This window comes from Streptomyces sp. ERV7, from assembly GCF_001653515.1.
In the GTDB taxonomy this organism is placed as follows: Bacteria; Actinomycetota; Actinomycetes; order Streptomycetales; family Streptomycetaceae; genus Streptomyces.
In genome coordinates, this window is sequence record NZ_LYOY01000001.1 from 181,070 (window position 1) to 198,699 (window position 17,630).

Consider the following 17,630-nt stretch of genomic DNA (forward strand, 5'->3'; position numbering starts at 1 on the left):
CCGCACATACAGAGGAAGTTCACTCCCGTACCCTTATCGCGACAACGCTGGTGTCGTCGTCCGTGTCGCCGGTCGCCGCTTCGAGCAGCCGCTCCACCTGCTCGTCGACCTCGCACCCGCTCCACCGCTCGGCGAGGCCCACCAGTGTCTCCAGCCCCTGGTCGAGCGCGTCGTGGCGCCGCTCGATCAGGCCGTCCGTGTAGAGCAGCAGGGTGTCGCCCGGGTGCAGCGGCGTGCGCAGCTCCTGGTACGTCACGGACGGCGTCGCGCCGAGCAGCAGGTCGTGCGGCCCGTCGAGCAGCCGTGCGCGGCCCTCGCGCAGCAGGAGCAGGGGCAGATGCCCGGCGCTCGCCCACCGCAGTGAGCGGTCGGCCGGATCGTAGAGGGCGCACACCGCGGTGGCGGTCGGTGCTCCGCTCGTACGGAGGGTCACCTCGTTGAGCCACTCCATCAGCCGCCCCGGGGCGTGGCCGCTGAAGGCCAGTCCCCGCAGTGCGTTGCGCAGCGCCACCATGCCCGTCGCGGAGTCGATGCCGTGTCCGGCGATGTCGCCGACCGCCAACAGCACTCCGCCGCTGGGCAGCGGCAGCGCGTCGTACCAGTCGCCGCCGACGCGGTACTCCTGTGCGGCCGGCCGGTAGCGGGCCGCGACCGAGAGTCCGGGCAGCTCCTGGATCCCCAGTGCCTCGGGCACGATGGCCTGCTGGAGCCGCAGGGCCATCTCGTCGCTGAGCGCCGCCTGCTTCTGTACGGCGGTGAGCTGGTCGAACGTGGCCGTCAGCGCGGCCTCGGTGCGCCGGCTGGCGGACACGTCCTGGTAGACGCCGGTGATGGCGGTGACCACCCCGTCGTCGACGAGCGGTTCCGCGGCGACCCGGACATGGCGCAGGGTTCCGTCGGCACGGATGATCCTCAGCACGGCGAGCGCGCCCCGCTGGCGTTCGGTGAGCGTGGTGAGCAGCTGGGTCAGGACGTCGCCGTCTTCCGGGTGCAGCCAGGGCCGCATGGCGAGCAGCGGGACGGGCGCCCTGTCCCGGTCGACGCCGAAGATGCGGTAGGCGGGCGCCGACCACACCGTGTCGTCGCCCACCAGGCTGTCCCGGAACAGCGCCACCCCTTCGAGGTGGCCGACGGCCCGGCTCTCGGACATCTCGGGGTCGCTGACGGCGTGCCAGAGCACCACGGTCCGGTCCGTGCCGGCGGGCAGGACCCGGACGTCGAGCAGCGGTGCGGCCCTCGCCTCGTCGGCGATCCGGGGCAGCCGGGCCACGCTCTGCCGCCGGGCCGAGCCGTGGGCGCCCCGGGCCAGCCGGGACAGCTCGGCGTGGACGTAGGGGAAGGCGAGGGCGAGCGGCCGGCCGACGGGGGGCGCGGAGCCGCCCAGGCTCCGGTCGGCGGCGCCGTTGGTGTACTCGACCGACAGTGCCAGCGACTCGGGCGCTCCCCGCAGCACCATCGCGGGATGGCCGAGCGCGTCCAGTACGTCCATCAGCGCGGGCATCTCGGACGGCTCGCTGTCGTCCCCGGCGAGTACGGTTCCGGCGACCTCCATCAGCCCGGTGAGGGCGCGCCGCAGCCTCGGGTCGAAGTCCACCGGCTCGGGCCACACGGCGAGCGCCAGGCCCACGACCGTCCCCTGGGTGCTCAGCGGCACCAGCGCCCGGCCCGCCCGCCTCCCGGGGCCAGGCAGCACCTCGCCCAGCGGCGGGCCGGAGCCGAGCCAGCAGGGGCTGCCGTCGACCACGGCCGCGTGGAACATCGCGGGAGCGCCCGGCGGGATCCACTGCCACACCACCGCTTCGGCGGCGCCGACCCCCGCGTGCCCGGCGAGCCGCAGACAGCCCGTCTCCGTGAGGCGCCACAGCCACAGGCTCTGGGCGCCCAGGGGCGCGAGACCGCCCTCCAGCAGCGCCCGGGCGGATTCGTCGACCCGCTCGTACGTCTCGGCGGCCGCCAGCGCCCGGCGGGCCCTGCGGGCCTCGGCGAGGGGCGGTGCGCTCCCTGCGGCGTCGGGGTCGCCCGCGACGCCGTTCACCACGTCCGCGGCCAGGTCCTGCGGGCTGACCCCGGTGTCCTGGGAGAGCTTCTCCAGATGCTCGCGCGCCTGCGCCGGGCCGACCTGCAACTGTGCCGCGAGGACCCCGGTGGCCAGGTCGAGGAGGTGCCGGCGGGCGCCTTCGGCGCGGAGCCGGTCGGCCTCGGCGGACAGCGCGGCGATGGTGGAGGCGGTCTGCGCGCCCCCCGTCCCCGAGGTGTCCGGCACCGGTCTGATCACGGCTTCTCCCGTCCCGAACGGTCGGAGAGCGGGCCAATGGGTCCCCTGCGGATTTTACCCGCGCGGCCTCTTCGGCTCTCGCGCTGGCACCGGGCACGGGGCCGGTCATGCGCCCGGTGCCGTCACTCCTGTGTGGTGTGCCGGTGGCGTACCCACAGCGGCAGTACGAACCAGCACACCAGGTACCAGACCACCACCGCGCCCACCAGCCACGGCCAGTACCCGCCGTGCGTCGCCACCCGCAGCACCAGCACCAGCGAGGAGGTCATCGTGGCGAGGAGCAGCACCAGGCCGATGACGGTGAGCCGGGAGGCCCAGGCGACGGCGGTCGGTTTGATGTGGCGGCCGGCCAGGATCCGGTGGAAGGAGACCGGGGCCACCAGGGCGCCCGTGGTCGCCGATCCGAGGACGACCGTGCAGACGTAGATCCCCTTCTCGACATGGCCCAGTTCGTGGAAGAGCGGGGTGAAGGCGACGGTCAGCAGGAAGCCGAAGAGGATCTGCACACCGGTCTGGGCCACCCTGATCTCCTGGAGGAGGTCGCCCCACTTGCGGTCGGCGCGGTCCTCGGGACTCTCGTCGCGCCCGTCACCGGAACGCCGCCTGCCCCCGCCGTCGCTGTCCATGACATCCTCCTGCCGCTGTCCGCGTCCCGGAACGGCCGCCCGCTCCCGCGCCGCGCGAGCGGTCACGCATCGGTACCCGCTCTCACGGATCGCAATCAGGCGGGCAGACCCCGGAGGGCCACCGCCGCCGCGGATGAGCCTCAGAGGTGTACGCGGTCCGGGGTCAGCGGCAGCTCCCGGAAGCGGATACCGGTGGCGTGGTGGACCGCGTTGCCGATCGCGGCGGCCGTCCCCACGATGCCGATCTCCCCGATGCCCTTGCTGCCCATCGGGTTGAGGTGGGGGTCCTCCTCGTCGATCCAGTGCGCCTCGATCGCGGGCACGTCGGCGTGGCTGGGCACGTGGTAGCCCGCGAGGTCGCTGCCGATGAAGGCGCCGGAGGCGGGGTCCACGCTGCCGCCCTCGGTGAGCGCCATGCCCAGGCCCATGACCATCCCGCCGATGAACTGGGAGCGGGCGGTGCGGGCGTTGAGGATCCGCCCCGCCGCGTACACCCCGAGCAGCCGGCGCACCCGTACCTCGCCGGTGTCGGTGTCGACGGCGGCTTCGGCGAAGTGGGCGCCGAACGCGTGCCGCGCGTACGGGGAGTCCGCGTCGGCCGTGCCCTCCGTGTCGGCGGACGCCATCAGTCCCCCGGGCGGCAACGGGCCGGGCCCGTCGGCGAGTCGGCGCACCAGGTCCCGGCACGCCTCGTGCACGGCCCAGCCCCAGGACGCCGTACCGGCCGAGCCGCCCGCGAGCGGGGCCCTGGGCAGCCCGGTGACTCCGATCTCGGTGCGGACCGACTCCACACCGACGCCGAGCGCCTCGGCCGCGATCTGGGCGAGCACGGTACGGGCGCCGGTGCCGATGTCGGTGGCGTTGATCCGTACGACGTACAGCCCGTCCAAGTGGGCGGTGACCGTGGCGTGGCTGGGCGAGACCAGGACCGGATAGGTGGCGGCCGCGACCCCGGTGCCGGTCAGCCACGGCCCCGAGCGGCGCACTCCGGGCCGGGGGTCGCGCCCGGCCCACCCGAAGCGCGCCGCGCCCTCGCGCAGGCACTCCACGAGGTGCCTGCTGCTGAAGGGGTGTCCGCTGTCGGGCTCGGCCGGGGGCTCGTTGCACACCCGCAGTTCGACGGGGTCCATCCCGAGGGCGCAGGCCAGTTCGTCGACGGCGGACTCCAGCGCGTACATGCCGGGCGACTCGCCCGGTGCGCGCATCCACGACGGGGTGGGCACGTCCAGGGCCACCGCCCGGTGGCTCGTCAGGCTGCTCCCGCTGGCGTACATCACCCGGGCGGGCACCGCCGCCTGCTCGACGAACTCCTTGACCCGCGAGGTGTGCGTGGTCACCTCGTGGATCAGCGAGGTGAGGGTGCCGTCGGGCCGGGCACCGAGCCGCAGGCGGTGCAGGGTCGGGGCGCGATGGCCGACCAGCTCGGTCAACTCCCTTCTGGGAAGGGTGAGTTGGACCGGACGTCCGGTGTGCTGGGCGGCCAGTGCGGCGAGGACGACATGCGGGCGGGGTGTGCCCTTGGAGCCGAAGCCGCCGCCGACGTGCTCGCAGACCACGCTCACCCGCTCCTCGGGCAGGGCGAAGAGCCTGGCCAGGATGGAGCGCACGGTGTCGGCGCCCTGGCTGGTGTCGTAGAGGGTGAGGACACCGTCCCGCCAGATCGCGGTCGCCCCGTGCGGCTCCATGGGGTGGTTGTGCAGCGGGGGCACCGCGTACGACACGTCCACCCGTACCGCCGCGTCGGCGAACGCGCCCTCGGGATCGCCCTGCCGACGCTCCCCGGGATGGCCCCCGTTGACCTCGTCGGGGTGGTAGGCCGCCGGGTGGTCCCTGGTGAGGGTCACGTCGTGCGGCTCGCTCGTGTAGCGGACCCCCACCGCCCGGGCGGCCGCCCGGGCCGTCTCCAGGGTCTCGGCGACGGCCAGCGCGACGGGCCAGCCGTGGTGCGGCACCCGGAAGTCCTGGAGCACGGCCAGCGTCGGATCGCCCGCGTCGGCGAGCCGGGGCGCGGAGTCCGGCGTGAGCACGGCCAGCACACCGGGCAGCGCGAGCGCGGCCGAGGTGTCGAGGGAGACGACCGTGCCGCGCGCGATCGTGCACCGGCCAGGCGTGGACCCGCCCCGGCGGCCCGTACTCCGTCGCGTACTTGGCGGTGCCGGTCACCTTCGCGCGGCCCTCCCGGCGCTCGACGGACGCGCCCAGTGCGCTCGGGGTCGGTCCCACGGCGGCTCTCCTCTCGGGGTGTTCAGGGCCGCGCGACGAGCGAACCGAGGACTTCGCTCGCGAGGTCGCGGGCGAGCGACACCTTGTACGCGTTGTCCCGCAGCGGTACGGCGGCCTCCAACTCGGCCTCCACGGCCCGGGCGACCGCCTCGGGGGTGGCCGCCCCGCCGAGCAGCGCGGCCTCCGTCCGCCGGGCCCGCCACGGGCGGTGGGCCAGACCGCCGAACGCGACCCCGATGTGCCGGACCGCTCCGCCCTCCACATGGACCACGGCGGCGACCGAGGCGAGCGCGAAGGCGTACGACGCCCGGTCGCGCGCCTTGCGGTAGCGCGAGACGGCGCCGCCGGGCAGGGGCGGCAGGAGCACCCCGGTGATGAGTTCACCCGGGCCGATCACGGTGTCCTGGTCCGGGCTGTCCTGCGGCAGCCGGTGGAACTCGGTCAGCTCGACCGTCCGGCCGCCGCCCGGCCCGGCCATCTCCACCACCGCGTCCAGGGCAGCCAGCGCGACGGCCAGATCGGAGGGATGGGTGGCGACGCAGTGCTCCGAGTGGCCGAGCACCGCGTGGTCGCGATTGACTCCGGTCAGCGCGCCGCAGCCGCTGCCCGGCACCCGCTTGTTGCAGGGCTTGCCCAGGTCCTGGAAGTAGGCGCAGCGGGTGCGCTGGAGGAGGTTTCCCGCCGTGGTGGCCACATTGCGCAACTGGCCCGAGGCGCCGCTGAGCAGCGCCTGCGACAGCACCGGATACCGCTCGCGGACCAGCGGGTGCGCGGCGAGGTCGCTGTTGCGTACGGTCGCGCCGATCCGCAGCGCGCCGTCGGGCAGCTCCTCCACCTGGTCGAGGGGCAGCCGGCTGATGTCGATGAGCACCTCGGGCCGCTCCACACCGAGCTTCATCAGGTCGACGAGGTTGGTGCCGCCGCCCAGGTACCGGGCCTCGGGGCGGCCCGCGTGGGCGGCGGCGGCCTCCGCGACGCTCCGGGCGCGCACATAGGTCACCGGCTTCACGCGGTCACCTCCCTGGCGGCCATGTCCCGTACGACCACTTCCTGCACCGCCTCCACGATGTGCGGATAAGCCCCGCAGCGGCACAGGTTGCCGCTGAGCCGCTCCCTGATCTCCTCGGCGGTCAGATGCACCGGGGCGTCGTTCGGCCGTTCGGTGTCGGTGACGACCGAGGGCCGGCCGGATCTGGCCTCCTCCAGCATGCCCACGGCCGAGCAGAGCTGGCCCGGTGTGCAGTAGCCGCACTGGAGCGCGTCCCGGTCCAGGAACGCCTGTTGCAGGGGATGCAGCGCACCGTCCACGCCCGTCGCGTCGGCGAGCCCCTCCACGGTGACGACCTCGCACCCCTCCTGAGCGACGGCCAGCAGCAGACAGCTGTTGACCCGTCTGCCGTCGACGAGCACCGTGCACGCCCCGCACTGGCCCTGGTCGCAGCCCTTCTTCGACCCGGTCAGGGCGAGGTGCTCGCGCAGCAGGTCGAGCAGTGTGGTGCGGTGGTCGAGTTCGAGGACGTGGACGGTGTCGTTCACCCGCAGGGTCACGCGCGAATGCGTCGGCGGGAGCACGCCGCCCCGGTCGACCGGGTCGGAGCCGGGTCCGGGACCGGGGTCACGCGGGCCATCGCTTGCTTCCATCCTCACGGCTCCTCGTTCTGGCGGGTCGGTGGCGGTCTGACGGGTCGGCGGAGTCTCCACCCTCGTACAGCCGGGGCCCCGCGGCATCTCGGCGGCACCCTCGCACCGGGCCCGTACCGGCCGACTGGCGCAAACCCACGCCGGTTCGCGCGGTCCGGAGGCGGGTAACCAAGTGTCATGCTCACCTTTGGGGTCGAAGAAGAGTATTTGCTGGTGGACCCCGTGACCGGCCGGCCCCTGCCCCGTTCGGAAGAAGTACGGGCGCTGACCGGACCGGAGACGGTCGAGGAGCCGGAGGTGCAGCTTGAGCTGCTCCAGGCTCAGGTGGAGGTGGCGACCCCGGTCTGCCTGGGGCTGGCGGAGCTGGGCGGCCATCTGGTGCGGCTGCGGCACACGGTGGGGACCGCGGCGGAGCAGCTGGGCTGCAGAGTCGCCGCCGTGGGGGCCGCCCCCGTCAACGGCGCGGGCCCCGTCCCGGTCACTCCGCGGCCCCGCTATCTGGCGATGCAGACGAACGCGGGGCAGCTGGTCGACGAGCAGTTGATCAACGGCATGCATGTGCACGTCGGCGTGCCCGACCGCGAGGTCGGCGTCGCCGTGCTCAACCGGATCCGCGTCTGGCTGCCCACCCTCCTCGCGATGTCGGTCAACTCACCGCTGTGGGACGGCCGTACCACCGGATTCGCCAGCTGGCGCACCCTGGTCTTCAGCCGCTGGCCCGTCAGCGGCCCCCCGCCGCGGTTCGCCGACCTCGACGACTACGAGAGCCGCACGGAGGCCCTCATCACGGCCGGTGCGGTCAGCGACAGCGGACAGCTCTACTGGCACGCGCGCCTCTCCGAGCGCTACCCCACCATCGAGGTGCGCTGTCTGGACGTACAGGTGCGGGTGGACGAGGCGGTGATGCTCGCCGGGATCATCCGCGCCCTGGTCGCCACCGCCATCCGCGAGCACAAGGACGGCGACCCCGTACCGGAATGCCCGCTCGAGTTGCTCCAGGCCGCGACCTGGCGCGCGGCCCGGGAAGGACTCAACGGTGTACTCCTCGACCCCGCCGGAGAGCGCCGCAGCTGCGGCGACGTGCTGTGCCGGCTGGCGCGGCACATCGGTCCGGCACTGGAGGCGGCGGGCGACGGGCTTGAGGTGAACTCCCTGATGCAGCGTCTGCTGCGCCGGGGAACGGGCGCCGACCGGCAGCACCGGGCCTTCACGGAAGGCGGCATTCCGGCAGTGATCGACCTGGTCACCAGCCAGAGCGTCAGGGTCTGAGAGCCTGTCTTTGAACGCGCTTCGCCGGCCGGCACGGCGGCGAAGCGCTCACGCGCCGACGTAGTCAGCCAGGTGCTCTCCCGTGAGGGTGGAGCGGGCGGCGACCAGGTCGGCGGGGGTGCCCTCGAAGACGATCCGGCCGCCGTCGTGGCCCGCGCCCGGGCCGAGGTCGACGATCCAGTCGGCGTGCGCCATGACCGCCGGATGGTGTTCGACGACGATGACCGACTTGCCGGAGTCCACGAGCCGGTCGAGCAGGCCGAGCAACTGCTCGACATCGGCCAGGTGCAGGCCGGTGGTCGGCTCGTCGAGGACGTATACGCCGCCCTTCTCGGCCATATGGGTGGCCAGTTTGAGCCGCTGCCGCTCGCCGCCGGACAGCGTGGTGAGCGGCTGGCCGAGGGTGAGATAGCCGAGCCCGACGTCGGAGAGCCGGGTGAGGATCCGCTGCGCGGCCGGGGTGCGCGCCTCGCCGTCGGCGAAGAACTCCTCCGCCTCCCCCACCGACATCGCCAGCACCTCGCTGATGTCACGGCCGCCGAGGTGGTGGTCGAGGACCGACGCCTCGAACCGCTTCCCCTCGCAGTCCTCGCAGGTGGTGGCGACACCGGCCATCATCGCCAGGTCGGTGTAGACGACTCCGGCACCGTTGCAACCGGGGCAGGCGCCCTCGGAGTTGGCACTGAACAGCGCCGGCTTCACACCGTTGGCCTTGGCGAACGCCTTGCGGATCGGGTCGAGCAGCCCGGTGTACGTGGCCGGGTTGCTGCGCCGGGACCCCTTGATGGGGCTCTGGTCGACCGAGACGACACCCGCGCCGGGCGGGATCGAGCCGTGGACGAGGGAGCTCTTGCCGGAGCCCGCCACGCCGGTGACGACACAGAGCACGCCCAGCGGGAGGTCGACGTCGACTTCGCGCAGGTTGTGCGCGGTCGCGCCGCGGATCTCCAGGGTGCCGCCGGGCGTGCGTGTCTTCTCCTTGAGGCCGGCCCTGTCGTCGAGATGGCGACCGGTGACGGTGTCCCCCGCGCGCAGCCCCTCCACCGTGCCCTCGAAGCAGACGGTGCCGCCCGCCGTGCCCGCGCCGGGGCCGAGGTCGACGACGTGGTCGGCGATCGCGATCGTCTGCGGCTTGTGCTCCACCACGAGCACGGTGTTGCCCTTGTCGCGCAGCCGCAGCAGCAGCTCGTTCATCCGCTGGATGTCATGGGGGTGCAGACCCGTGGTGGGCTCGTCGAAGACGTAGGTGACGTCGGTGAGCGAGGAGCCGAGGTGGCGGATCATCTTGACGCGCTGCGCCTCGCCGCCCGACAGCGTGCCCGACGGCCGCTCCAGGGCGAGGTAGCCGAGGCCGATCTCCACGAACGAGTCGAGGGTGCGCCGCAGGGTCGTGAGGAGCGGCGCCACCGAGGGCTCGTCGAGGCCGCGGACCCACTCGGCCAGGTCGCTGATCTGCATCGCACAGGCGTCGGCGATGCCGATCCCCGCGATCTTCGACGACCGGGCCGCCTCGCTGAGCCGGGTGCCGTCGCACTCGGGGCAGTCGGTGAAGGTGACCGCCCGGTCCACGAACTCCCGGATGTGCGGCTGCAGCGCCTCCCGGTCCTTGGAGAGCATCGACTTCTGGATCTTCGGGATCAGCCCCTCATAGGTGAGGTTGACGCCCTCGACCTTGACCTTGGTCGGCTCCCCGTGGAGGAAGTCGTGCATCTCCTTCTTGGTGAACCGCCGGATCGGCTTGTTCGGATCGAGGATGCCCGACTCGGCGTAGACGCGTACGGTCCAGAAGCTGTCCGACTTCCAGCCGGGGATGGTGAACGCGCCCTCGGCGATCGACTTGGAGTCGTCGTAGAGCTGGGTGAGGTCGATGTCGGAGACCGAGCCTCGGCCCTCGCAGCGGGGGCACATGCCGCCGGTGCGCTGATAGGTCGCCTTCACGGCCTGGGACTTGCCGGCACCGCGCTCGACCGTGATCGATCCACTGGCCCGGACCGAGGGGACGTTGAAGGCGAACGCGTTGGGCGAGCCGATGTGCGGCTGCCCGAGCCTGCTGAAGAGGATGCGCAGCATCGCGTTGGCGTCGGTGGCGGTGCCGACCGTGGAGCGGGGGTCGGCGCCCATCCGCTGCTGGTCGACGATGATCGCGGTGGTCAGCCCTTCGAGGACGTCGACCTCGGGCCGAGCGAGCGTGGGCATGAAGCCCTGGACGAAGGCGCTGTACGTCTCGTTGATCAGCCGCTGCGACTCCGCGGCGATCGTGTCGAAGACCAGCGAGCTCTTGCCGGAGCCGGAGACGCCGGTGAACACCGTCAGCCGCCGCTTGGGGATCTCGACGCTCACGTCCTTGAGGTTGTTCACGCGCGCGCCGTGCACACGGAGCAGATCGTGGCTGTCGCCACCTCCCGGCGCGGGCGGCCGCGTCTCCGTCCTCCTGGCGGTGCTCATCGTGTCTCCCTCTGCCGTATGGGGGGCGCCTTTCGCGATCCACTCCGGGGCCGCGCCCGGACCGATCTAACCAGCTTCGGCGGACGGCGTCGCCCCCGATGACGGAACCCGGTGCGGGCAGGCTCCGGGCATTCACCAGGCCTCGCACCGCGAGCCGCCCCTCGAACACACCGCGAATTCCTTCGAATTGCGCCCGCCGCATACATACAGCCCCGGTCGAGGGAAAACCGGCGCCACGAAATGAACGCACACGGGCCCGCATCCCGGCCCTCCGCCCCATTCCTCGGAGTTGGCGAATTCCGGTGCACATGCAGCGGGGCCGCCCGGGTTCTTGGCCCAGGGCGGCCCCGCTGAGGCAAGGCTTTCTCTCACTCGTGCTCTTACTCGTGCTCTTACTCATGTCTCTTGCTGGATGTTCCTGATGCCGATGTCAGACGACCGGCGGGCGACCGCTGTAATAGCCACCGACCTGGTCGTGATAGCCGGTGTCGCCGAGGTGCTTCTCCCGGTCGAACTCGGGGGCGGCCTTGATCTGAGCCTTCGTACGGTCCACGTAGACCTTCTTCTCGGCCGCGTCGAGCTGTGTCACGGTACCCGCGGGCAGCAGCACGTGCTTGCCGAAGATCCACACTCCGGTGTCGACCACGATGTACGCGGAGCCGACCTCGTCAGAGTGCTTGTCGACCTTGCCGATGCTCCCGTCGGTCGCCTCGACGCTCCAGCCCCGCAGATCCGCGCCCGCGAGATGGCCACTGGTTTCCGGGTAGCCCCAGATGTTCTCCGTCATGAAACGTGATTCCTTTCGTATGGTGCGTCGGAAGAGCGCCTCCGCGTAAATCCTTCGGTGACGCTCTCTCCCGACGGACCGGGTGCCCGGGTTCTCCCGGCCGACACATCGCGTTTTCGGCCGTGACGGAACCTCCCGCGCGGAACACCGCTACCAGCGGTACCAGCGGCCGGATCCGCCCCGCGGCCTGGCGACGAAGCCGATCAGCCACAGGACCAGTACCGCGATCGCGATCCACCACAGGACTTTGAGTGCGAAGCCGGCGCCGAAAAGGATCAGAACCAGCAGTAGAACGAGGAGCAAGGGGACCATGGAAATCAACCTCCAGCCCTCCGTGTGCCCCCATTGGGTACCCACACACATTTCGCCAGCCGATTTATCAGCGGCCGCATTCCCGGCCTTCACACGGCACCCATTCAGGGGAATGGGGAGGCTTCTGAGGGGTACCCCACCGCAGGGCCGCCCCGCGGCCTCCCGGCCACCCCGGGGAAGCCGGGCCGGGGACAGGAAGAGTACGGGACGGGATCATGCCGCAGACCGTGGTGATCACCGGTGCCAGCGCCGGGGTCGGCCGTGCCACCGCCCGGCTGTTCGCGCGGCGCGGCGCCAACATCGCACTCCTCGCACGCGGCCGGGCGGGGCTCGACGCCGCCGCCGCGGAGGTGGAGGAGGCCGGCGGACGGGCCCTGGTCCTGCCCACCGACGTCGCCCACCACCAGGAGGTGGAGAAGGCGGCGGAGCTGACGGAGGCCGAGTTCGGCCCGATCGACGTATGGATCAACGTCGCCTTCACCTCCGTCTTCGCCCCCTTCGCCGAGATCGGGCCCGAGGAGTTCCAGCGCGTGACGGACGTGTCGTACCTGGGCTTCGTCCACGGCACCCGCGCCGCCCTCGACCGGATGGTCCCGCGCGACCGCGGCGCCGTCGTCCAGGTCGGCTCCGCCCTCGGCGAGCGCTCCATCCCGCTCCAGTCCGCCTACTGCGGCGCGAAGCACGCCGTCAACGGCTTCACCTCGTCGGTGCGCACCGAACTCCTGCACCACGGCAGCCACGTGCGCGTCACCGTGGTGCAGTTGCCCGCCGTCAACACCCCGCAGTTCTCCTGGGTGCGCTCGCGGCTGCCGAAGCACCCGCGGCCGGTGCCGCCGATCTACCAGCCCGAGGTCGTCGCCCGCACCATCGCGTACGCGGCGGACCACCCCGGCCGCAAGCAGTACTACGTCGGTGCCTCCACGGTCGCCACCCTCTGGGCCAACCGGTTCGCCCCGGCCGCCCTTGACCGCTATCTCGCCCGTACGGGCTACTCGGCGCAGCAGACCGACTCCCCCGCGCCCACCACCGGGCCGGGCAACCTGTGGCGGCCCCTCGACGACCGTCCGGGCGAGGACCACGGCGCCCACGGCGCCTTCGACGGGAGTGCGACCCCGCGCTCGCCCCAGGCGGCCCTCGCCCGCCACCCCGCGCTCGCGGCCGGGGCGGGCGCCCTGGCCGTGGCGGCCGCGCGGCGGTGGTCGAAGGCACGCCGCGCGGGCGGCTGAGCCGCTCGCCCCTTAACTCAGTTCCGCGCACACGGCCCTGTACACCACCTACTTCGAGCGCCTGACCCCGGTCGCGGGCGCCGCGGATCTCCTGCGGGCGCTGGACGGGCGGGGCTCGGTGGGGAGTGGCTGGCGAGCGTTCCGTGTACGCCCGCGTCCGCCGCCGGTCCCTCGCGGCTCCTACCGCCCCCGCAGCCGCAGTTGCAGATCCACTTCCTGGTCGCCCGAGGCCGTGCCCGCGTCCTCCACCTCGTACGTCCGGTGCAGGACATCGCGCAGCCGGGCCACCGCGACCGGGCCGCCCTGAACGTCGACGGTCACCGTGTCGCCCAGTGCGGACCGGCTGACCTCCTCCGGCACCCGGGAGGTGTCGAAGCTCGCCGTCCACACGGTCGGACGCGCCGGATCCGGGCCCATGGGCCCATGACCGGCTCCCTCGGCACCCGCGTCCACCGAGAAGTACCGGCACAGCGCGGCCAGCACCGTCTCGGCGTCGGCCGCCGAACACGCGCTGAGCACCACCTGGACACGCTGTTCCGGCGGCGCCTGGTCTGCCGCGGTGGGTTTCATGGGGTCACTCCTCCTGCCTCGGCCCCCGCGGGCCGCTCGTGCGTCGGTCACCGGGGCCCGGCACCCGGCCGGCCGCCCAGACTGGTGCCGCCGCCGCGCGAGAGCACCGGGGCGTCGTACTCCCGGCACACCGCGATCGCGGCGACCGCCGCCTCGACGGTGTGCGGCACCACGACACCGATCGGCACCTGCTGGTAGTTCGAGGCATCGGTGGCGTAGGCCGCGCGGCTGCCCTCGTCGAAGCGCACCTCGCCGTCCACCCGGTCACGCAGCGCCCGCTCCAGCGAGGGGCGCTCCCGCCGCTCGCCGTCACGTGCGGCGGTCCGGCCGGTCGCGCCCATGGGAAACCTCTCCGTCGACACCTCTGCGGCATCGGCCCGGCCCCACCGCGGGCCCGTCCGACGCGCTTGGCCCGGTACCCCTGCCAGGGAACCTCACACGGCCGCCCGGTGGATGTTTTCTTTCGCGCCCACCGGTCACCCGGCGTACACCGGCACGTCCGAAGGAGCGGTCCATGACCGAGTGAAGAACCGCAGGTCACCCCCAGGACCACCGCCCGATCAGGAGCCACCCATGAACACCGTCACGCTCTCCCAGACGCTCGCCGCGAGCACCTCGGCCTCCTGGCTGTTCGTGATCGTGGGCGTCCTCGTCGTCGCCGTACTGATCGCGGCGTTCTGGTACGGCAGCCGCCGGGCCGCGCGACGGCCGATGCCCCCGCAGGAGCCCCAGCCGCGCGCGGACTCGTGGCAGACGCCCGACACCCCCGACGCCCCGCCGGGGCAGGGGCCGCCGGGGCAGGGGCCGGAGGCGCCGGAGCACGACCACCACATCTAGGGCGAGGGGTCAGGCGTTCTCCGCCTGGAACATCCAGGCGTGCTTCTCCAGCTCCCCCGTCAGGCCGATGAGCAGGTCCTGGGTGACCGGATCCGGCTTCTCGGTCGCGGCGATCCGCTCGCGCATGCGCTCGACCACCCTGCCCAGGGCGACGACCAGCACCTGTACGGCCTCGGTGTCCTTGATCCAGCCCTCCGGAACGGTGCCGATGGCGGAGGATCCGGCCACGGTGGCGGCCCGGCCGTCCGGGGTGACTCCGAGCGCGGAGGCGCGTTCGGCCACCACGTCGGAGTGCAGACGGGCCGTGGTGACCACGTCGTCGAGCTGGAGGTGGACCGAGCGGAAGCGCGGGCCCACCACGTTCCAGTGCACCTGCTTGGCCGCCAGCGACAGATCCACCAGATCCACCAGGGCGCCCTGCAGCGCGGTCCCCACCACCTTCAGGTCGGCATCCGGCAGCGAGCTCTTCACGGCAGCCACGGCGTTCTCCATTCCCTGAGTCCTGAGTACTGATCCCGGTGTGCGGGAGGTGAGCGGGAGGCGTGTGGTCTCCCTTCGGTGCGCCTTCCTTGAAACGCGAGGATCAAACCGGGCGCAGATCACCGGCACAGGCCACCGGCACACCCGCATCGGACACGCCCACGGGCACACCTCCGCACACCCGACCCGCTGCCGGGGCTCCCACCCTGCGGAAATACCCTGGTCCCCATGGAGCTCTCAGGACACATAGCCACCAACCGCCCGCTGCTCGTGCTGGCCGTCAAGGAAGAGGCGCAGTTCCTCGACACGGATCTGCCCGTCCTCCTCACCGGTATCGGCAAGGTGAACGCGGCGACCGCGCTGGCCACCGTCCTGGAGCGCGGGCCGTACCCCTCCCGCATCGTCAACCTGGGGACGGCCGGCGCGCTGCGCCCGGGGTGGACGGGGACCCACGTCATCGCCTCGGTGCTCCAGCACGACCTGGACAGCGACGTACTCGCCGCGCTGACCGGCGAGCTCTACGGCCCGCCGCTCGACCTGTCCGGGCAGGACGGGCAGGACGGGCCGACGCTGGCGACCGGCGACACGTTCATCGCGGACGAGGAGACGCGCACCCGCCTCGCGCTGCGCGCCCACCTCGTCGACATGGAGGGCTACGCGCTCGCGGCCGTCGCCCAGCGGGCCGGCGTTCCGCTCCACATGGTGAAGCACGTCAGCGACGAGGCGGGCGAGGGCGCGGCCAGGACGTGGCGCGAGTCGGTGGCCGACTGCGCCCGCGTCCTGGCGGCCTGGGCCGGGGCGAACATCCCCGAGTACGCCGTCTGATCCCCGGCGGATGACCCCCGGCGGACCCGCCTACGCCGCCCCGCCCGCGATCCGGCCGGTCATCGGCGGGTTGAGCCGGGCGAACCCCTCCTGGCGCTCGTAGGGGAAGTACGGGTAGGGCGCGGTCCGGGCGCTCGCCGCGTCGAGGCGCGCGACCTGGTCGTCGGTCAGGCTCCAGCCGACCGCGCCGAGGTTCTGCCGCAGCTGCTCCTCGTTGCGGGCGCCGATGATGACGGAGGAGACGGTGGGGCGGCGCAGCAGCCAGTTGAGGGCGATCTGCGGGATCGTCCTGCCGGTCTCCTCCGCCAACTCGTCGAGCGTGTCCACCACCCGGTAGAGCAGCTCGTCCTCGACGGGCGGGCCGTAGTCCGCGGTGGCGTGCAGCCGGCTCTGCTCCGGCAGCGGCTGCCCGCGGCGGATCTTCCCGGTGAGCCGGCCCCAGCCGAGCGGGCTCCACACCACGGCACCCACGCCCTGGTCGGCCCCGAGCGGCATCAGCTCCCACTCGTAGTCGCGGCCCACGAGGGAGTAGTACACCTGGTGCGCCGCGTAGCGCTGGTAGCCGTACCGGTCCGCGGTGGCCTGCGACTTCATCAGCTGCCAGCCGGAGAAGTTGGAGACTCCGGTGTAGCGGATCTTTCCGGCCCTCACGAGGTCGTCGAGGGTGGACATGACCTCCTCGACCGGGGTCCCCGCGTCGAAGGCGTGCAGCTGGAAGAGGTCGATGTAGTCGGTGCCCAGGCGGCGCAGCGCGTCCTCGACGCTGCGGATGAGACGCGAGCGCGAGGTGCCCGCGTCACCCGGCCCGTCGCCCATCGGCAGTCCGGCCTTGGTGGAGATGATCACCTCGTCGCGCCGGCCCTTGACCGCCGCGCCGAGCACCTCCTCGGAGGCACCGGCGGAGTAGACGTCGGCGGTGTCGAACATGGTGACCCCGGCCTCCAGGCAGATGTCCACCAGCCGGCGCGCCTGCTCGGCGTCGGTGTCGCCCCAGGCGCCGAAGAGCTCTCCCTGCCCGCCGAACGTTCCGGCGCCGAAGCTCAGTGCCGGCACCAGCAGTCCCGACGCGCCCAGCCTCCTGTATTCCATGACAGATTCCTCTCCGTGCACAGCCGGTGCGGCCGCCGAGTGGCGACCGCTAACGGTTCTGTGGTTCCGTTAGGATGTGCCCTCAACCTAGCAGAGCGTCAGCCATTAATGGAACAGGAGTCCCGTTATGACTTCCGGAGACGCAGACCCGGGGACGGTCCGGCCGGGCGGTCGGACGGCTCGCGTACGGACGGCGGTGCTCGCCGCCGCCGGTGACGCACTCGCGCAGGGCGGCCTCGCCCAGCTGGACCTCGCCGATGTGGCCCGCCGCGCCGAGGTCGGCAAGACCACGGTCTACCGGCGCTGGGGCACTCCGGCCGGGCTGGTCGCGGACCTGCTTGCGGACATGGCCGAGCAGTCGCTGCCGCGCACGGAGACGGGCACGCTCCTGGGTGATCTGCGCGCCAACGCCCGGCTCGTCCAGCGCACTCTGGCCGACGAGCGCCAGGGCGCCCTCTTCAAGGCGGTGATCGCCGCCGCGACCTGCGACGAGCAGACGGCCGCCGCCCTGCACCGCTTCTACGAGACACGCGTCGACGAATGGGCCCCGTGCGTCCAACAGGCCGTCGAGCGCGGCGAGTTGGCGAAGGGGACCGACCCGCACGAAGTGATCCGCGCCGTCTCGGCCCCCCTCTACTACCGCCTCCTGACCACCGGCACCCCGCTCGACGAGGCGGCCGCCGACCGCGCCGCCGAGGCCGCGGCCGCCGCCGCACACGCGGGGGTGTTCACGGCCGCGCGGGGGTGAGGCGCGCGGCCTCGGGCGCGGCCGCCGACGCCCCGCCTGGGGCCAGTACGAGGCCGGACAGCAGGGGGATGCCCGCGGCCGCGAGGGCTGTGTTTTCGTCGTTTTCGTCGCCGCTCCTTGGGTTTCGTACGTCCGGGCAGCCGGTCCCCGACGACGCACCCTGCTCGATTGCGCTCATTACGGCGAGGTTTCGAGCATCTATTGACATGTGCGCGTCGCTGCGCTGCACTGGTGCGCCGCGCCATCTGCCTCGCACGCCCCCTGCCCCTCCCATGAC

General features: G+C 72.6%; 15 protein-coding genes and 2 pseudogenes. 5 read left to right on the forward strand and 12 right to left on the reverse strand.

The window, feature by feature from the left end:
- Positions 1-19: 19 nt before the first annotated feature.
- The 5 genes and pseudogenes from A8W25_RS00765 to A8W25_RS00785 all read right to left on the reverse strand — a co-directional run bounded on the left by A8W25_RS00765 (position 20) and on the right by A8W25_RS00785 (position 6,765).
- The gene (locus A8W25_RS00765; RefSeq protein WP_067154105.1) at positions 20-2,275 is read right to left on the reverse strand and encodes a SpoIIE family protein phosphatase; all 2,256 of its coding nucleotides are present in this window, start codon (positions 2,273-2,275) and stop codon (positions 20-22) included.
- Between the two features lie 122 nt (positions 2,276-2,397).
- Positions 2,398-2,901 carry a DUF6328 family protein gene (locus A8W25_RS00770; protein WP_067154108.1) on the reverse strand — a complete coding sequence of 168 codons (504 nt, stop codon included), beginning with the start codon at positions 2,899-2,901 and terminating at the stop codon, positions 2,398-2,400.
- 140 nt (positions 2,902-3,041) lie between these two features.
- A pseudogene (locus A8W25_RS00775) lies at positions 3,042-5,124 on the reverse strand (xanthine dehydrogenase family protein molybdopterin-binding subunit).
- A gap of 22 nt (positions 5,125-5,146) precedes the next feature.
- Entirely contained in the window at positions 5,147-6,133 is a 987-nt protein-coding gene (locus tag A8W25_RS00780) for an FAD binding domain-containing protein (protein WP_067154110.1), read from the reverse strand.
- On the reverse strand, positions 6,130-6,765 hold the full coding sequence (locus A8W25_RS00785) for a 2Fe-2S iron-sulfur cluster-binding protein (protein ID WP_079125720.1): 636 nt from the start codon (positions 6,763-6,765) through the stop codon (positions 6,130-6,132). Before A8W25_RS00785 ends, A8W25_RS00780 begins: the two co-directional genes overlap by 4 nt.
- 177 nt (positions 6,766-6,942) lie before the next feature.
- On the opposite strand from A8W25_RS00785, the gene A8W25_RS00790 reads away from it, so the two are divergent.
- Positions 6,943-8,034 (forward strand): carboxylate-amine ligase, encoded by a 1,092-nt coding sequence (locus tag A8W25_RS00790; RefSeq protein ID WP_067154112.1) that lies wholly within the window; start codon positions 6,943-6,945, stop codon positions 8,032-8,034.
- Between the two features lie 48 nt (positions 8,035-8,082).
- Here the strand turns inward: A8W25_RS00790 and A8W25_RS00795 are convergent, their stop codons facing one another.
- The 3 genes from A8W25_RS00795 to A8W25_RS00805 all read right to left on the reverse strand — a co-directional run bounded on the left by A8W25_RS00795 (position 8,083) and on the right by A8W25_RS00805 (position 11,578).
- Positions 8,083-10,479, reverse strand: coding sequence for an ATP-binding cassette domain-containing protein (locus A8W25_RS00795; RefSeq protein WP_067154115.1), 2,397 nt, complete (start codon positions 10,477-10,479; stop codon positions 8,083-8,085).
- 430 nt (positions 10,480-10,909) lie between these two features.
- Positions 10,910-11,266 (reverse strand): PRC-barrel domain-containing protein, encoded by a 357-nt coding sequence (locus A8W25_RS00800; RefSeq protein ID WP_067154118.1) that lies wholly within the window; start codon positions 11,264-11,266, stop codon positions 10,910-10,912.
- A 150-nt stretch (positions 11,267-11,416) separates the two neighbouring features.
- Positions 11,417-11,578 (reverse strand): hydrophobic protein, encoded by a 162-nt coding sequence (locus tag A8W25_RS00805; protein ID WP_067154121.1) that lies wholly within the window; start codon positions 11,576-11,578, stop codon positions 11,417-11,419.
- 215 nt (positions 11,579-11,793) lie between these two features.
- Here A8W25_RS00805 and A8W25_RS00810 point away from each other — a divergent pair, with 215 nt between their 5' ends.
- Complete coding sequence (locus A8W25_RS00810; RefSeq protein WP_067154124.1) at positions 11,794-12,804, forward strand: SDR family oxidoreductase; 1,011 nt, start codon at positions 11,794-11,796, stop codon at positions 12,802-12,804.
- Between the two features lie 180 nt (positions 12,805-12,984).
- On the opposite strand, the gene A8W25_RS00815 is transcribed toward A8W25_RS00810, so the two are convergent.
- Together A8W25_RS00815 and A8W25_RS00820 are read right to left on the reverse strand one after the other, a co-directional pair.
- Positions 12,985-13,374 carry a hypothetical protein gene (locus A8W25_RS00815; RefSeq protein WP_067154127.1) on the reverse strand — a complete coding sequence of 130 codons (390 nt, stop codon included), beginning with the start codon at positions 13,372-13,374 and terminating at the stop codon, positions 12,985-12,987.
- A 68-nt stretch (positions 13,375-13,442) separates the two neighbouring features.
- Positions 13,443-13,715, reverse strand: a pseudogene (locus tag A8W25_RS00820) (FAD-binding protein); the annotation flags it as partial.
- 232 nt (positions 13,716-13,947) lie between these two features.
- Here A8W25_RS00820 and A8W25_RS00825 point away from each other — a divergent pair.
- Positions 13,948-14,211, forward strand: coding sequence for a DUF6479 family protein (locus tag A8W25_RS00825; protein WP_067154133.1), 264 nt, complete (start codon positions 13,948-13,950; stop codon positions 14,209-14,211).
- Between the two features lie 9 nt (positions 14,212-14,220).
- On the opposite strand, the gene A8W25_RS00830 is transcribed toward A8W25_RS00825, so the two are convergent.
- The gene (locus A8W25_RS00830) at positions 14,221-14,691 is read right to left on the reverse strand and encodes a Dps family protein (protein WP_067156515.1); all 471 of its coding nucleotides are present in this window, start codon (positions 14,689-14,691) and stop codon (positions 14,221-14,223) included.
- A 228-nt stretch (positions 14,692-14,919) separates the two neighbouring features.
- On the opposite strand from A8W25_RS00830, the gene A8W25_RS00835 reads away from it, so the two are divergent.
- Positions 14,920-15,516 (forward strand): nucleosidase, encoded by a 597-nt coding sequence (locus A8W25_RS00835; RefSeq protein ID WP_234386075.1) that lies wholly within the window; start codon positions 14,920-14,922, stop codon positions 15,514-15,516.
- 30 nt (positions 15,517-15,546) lie between these two features.
- Here A8W25_RS00835 and A8W25_RS00840 read toward each other — a convergent pair whose 3' ends face one another.
- A complete protein-coding gene (locus A8W25_RS00840; RefSeq protein ID WP_067154139.1) occupies positions 15,547-16,605 on the reverse strand; it encodes an aldo/keto reductase in 1,059 nt (352 codons plus the stop codon).
- Positions 16,606-16,732: 127 nt separating this feature from the next.
- On the opposite strand from A8W25_RS00840, the gene A8W25_RS00845 reads away from it, so the two are divergent.
- Entirely contained in the window at positions 16,733-17,353 is a 621-nt protein-coding gene (locus tag A8W25_RS00845; protein WP_067154141.1) for a TetR/AcrR family transcriptional regulator, read from the forward strand.
- Positions 17,354-17,630 lie beyond the last annotated feature (277 nt).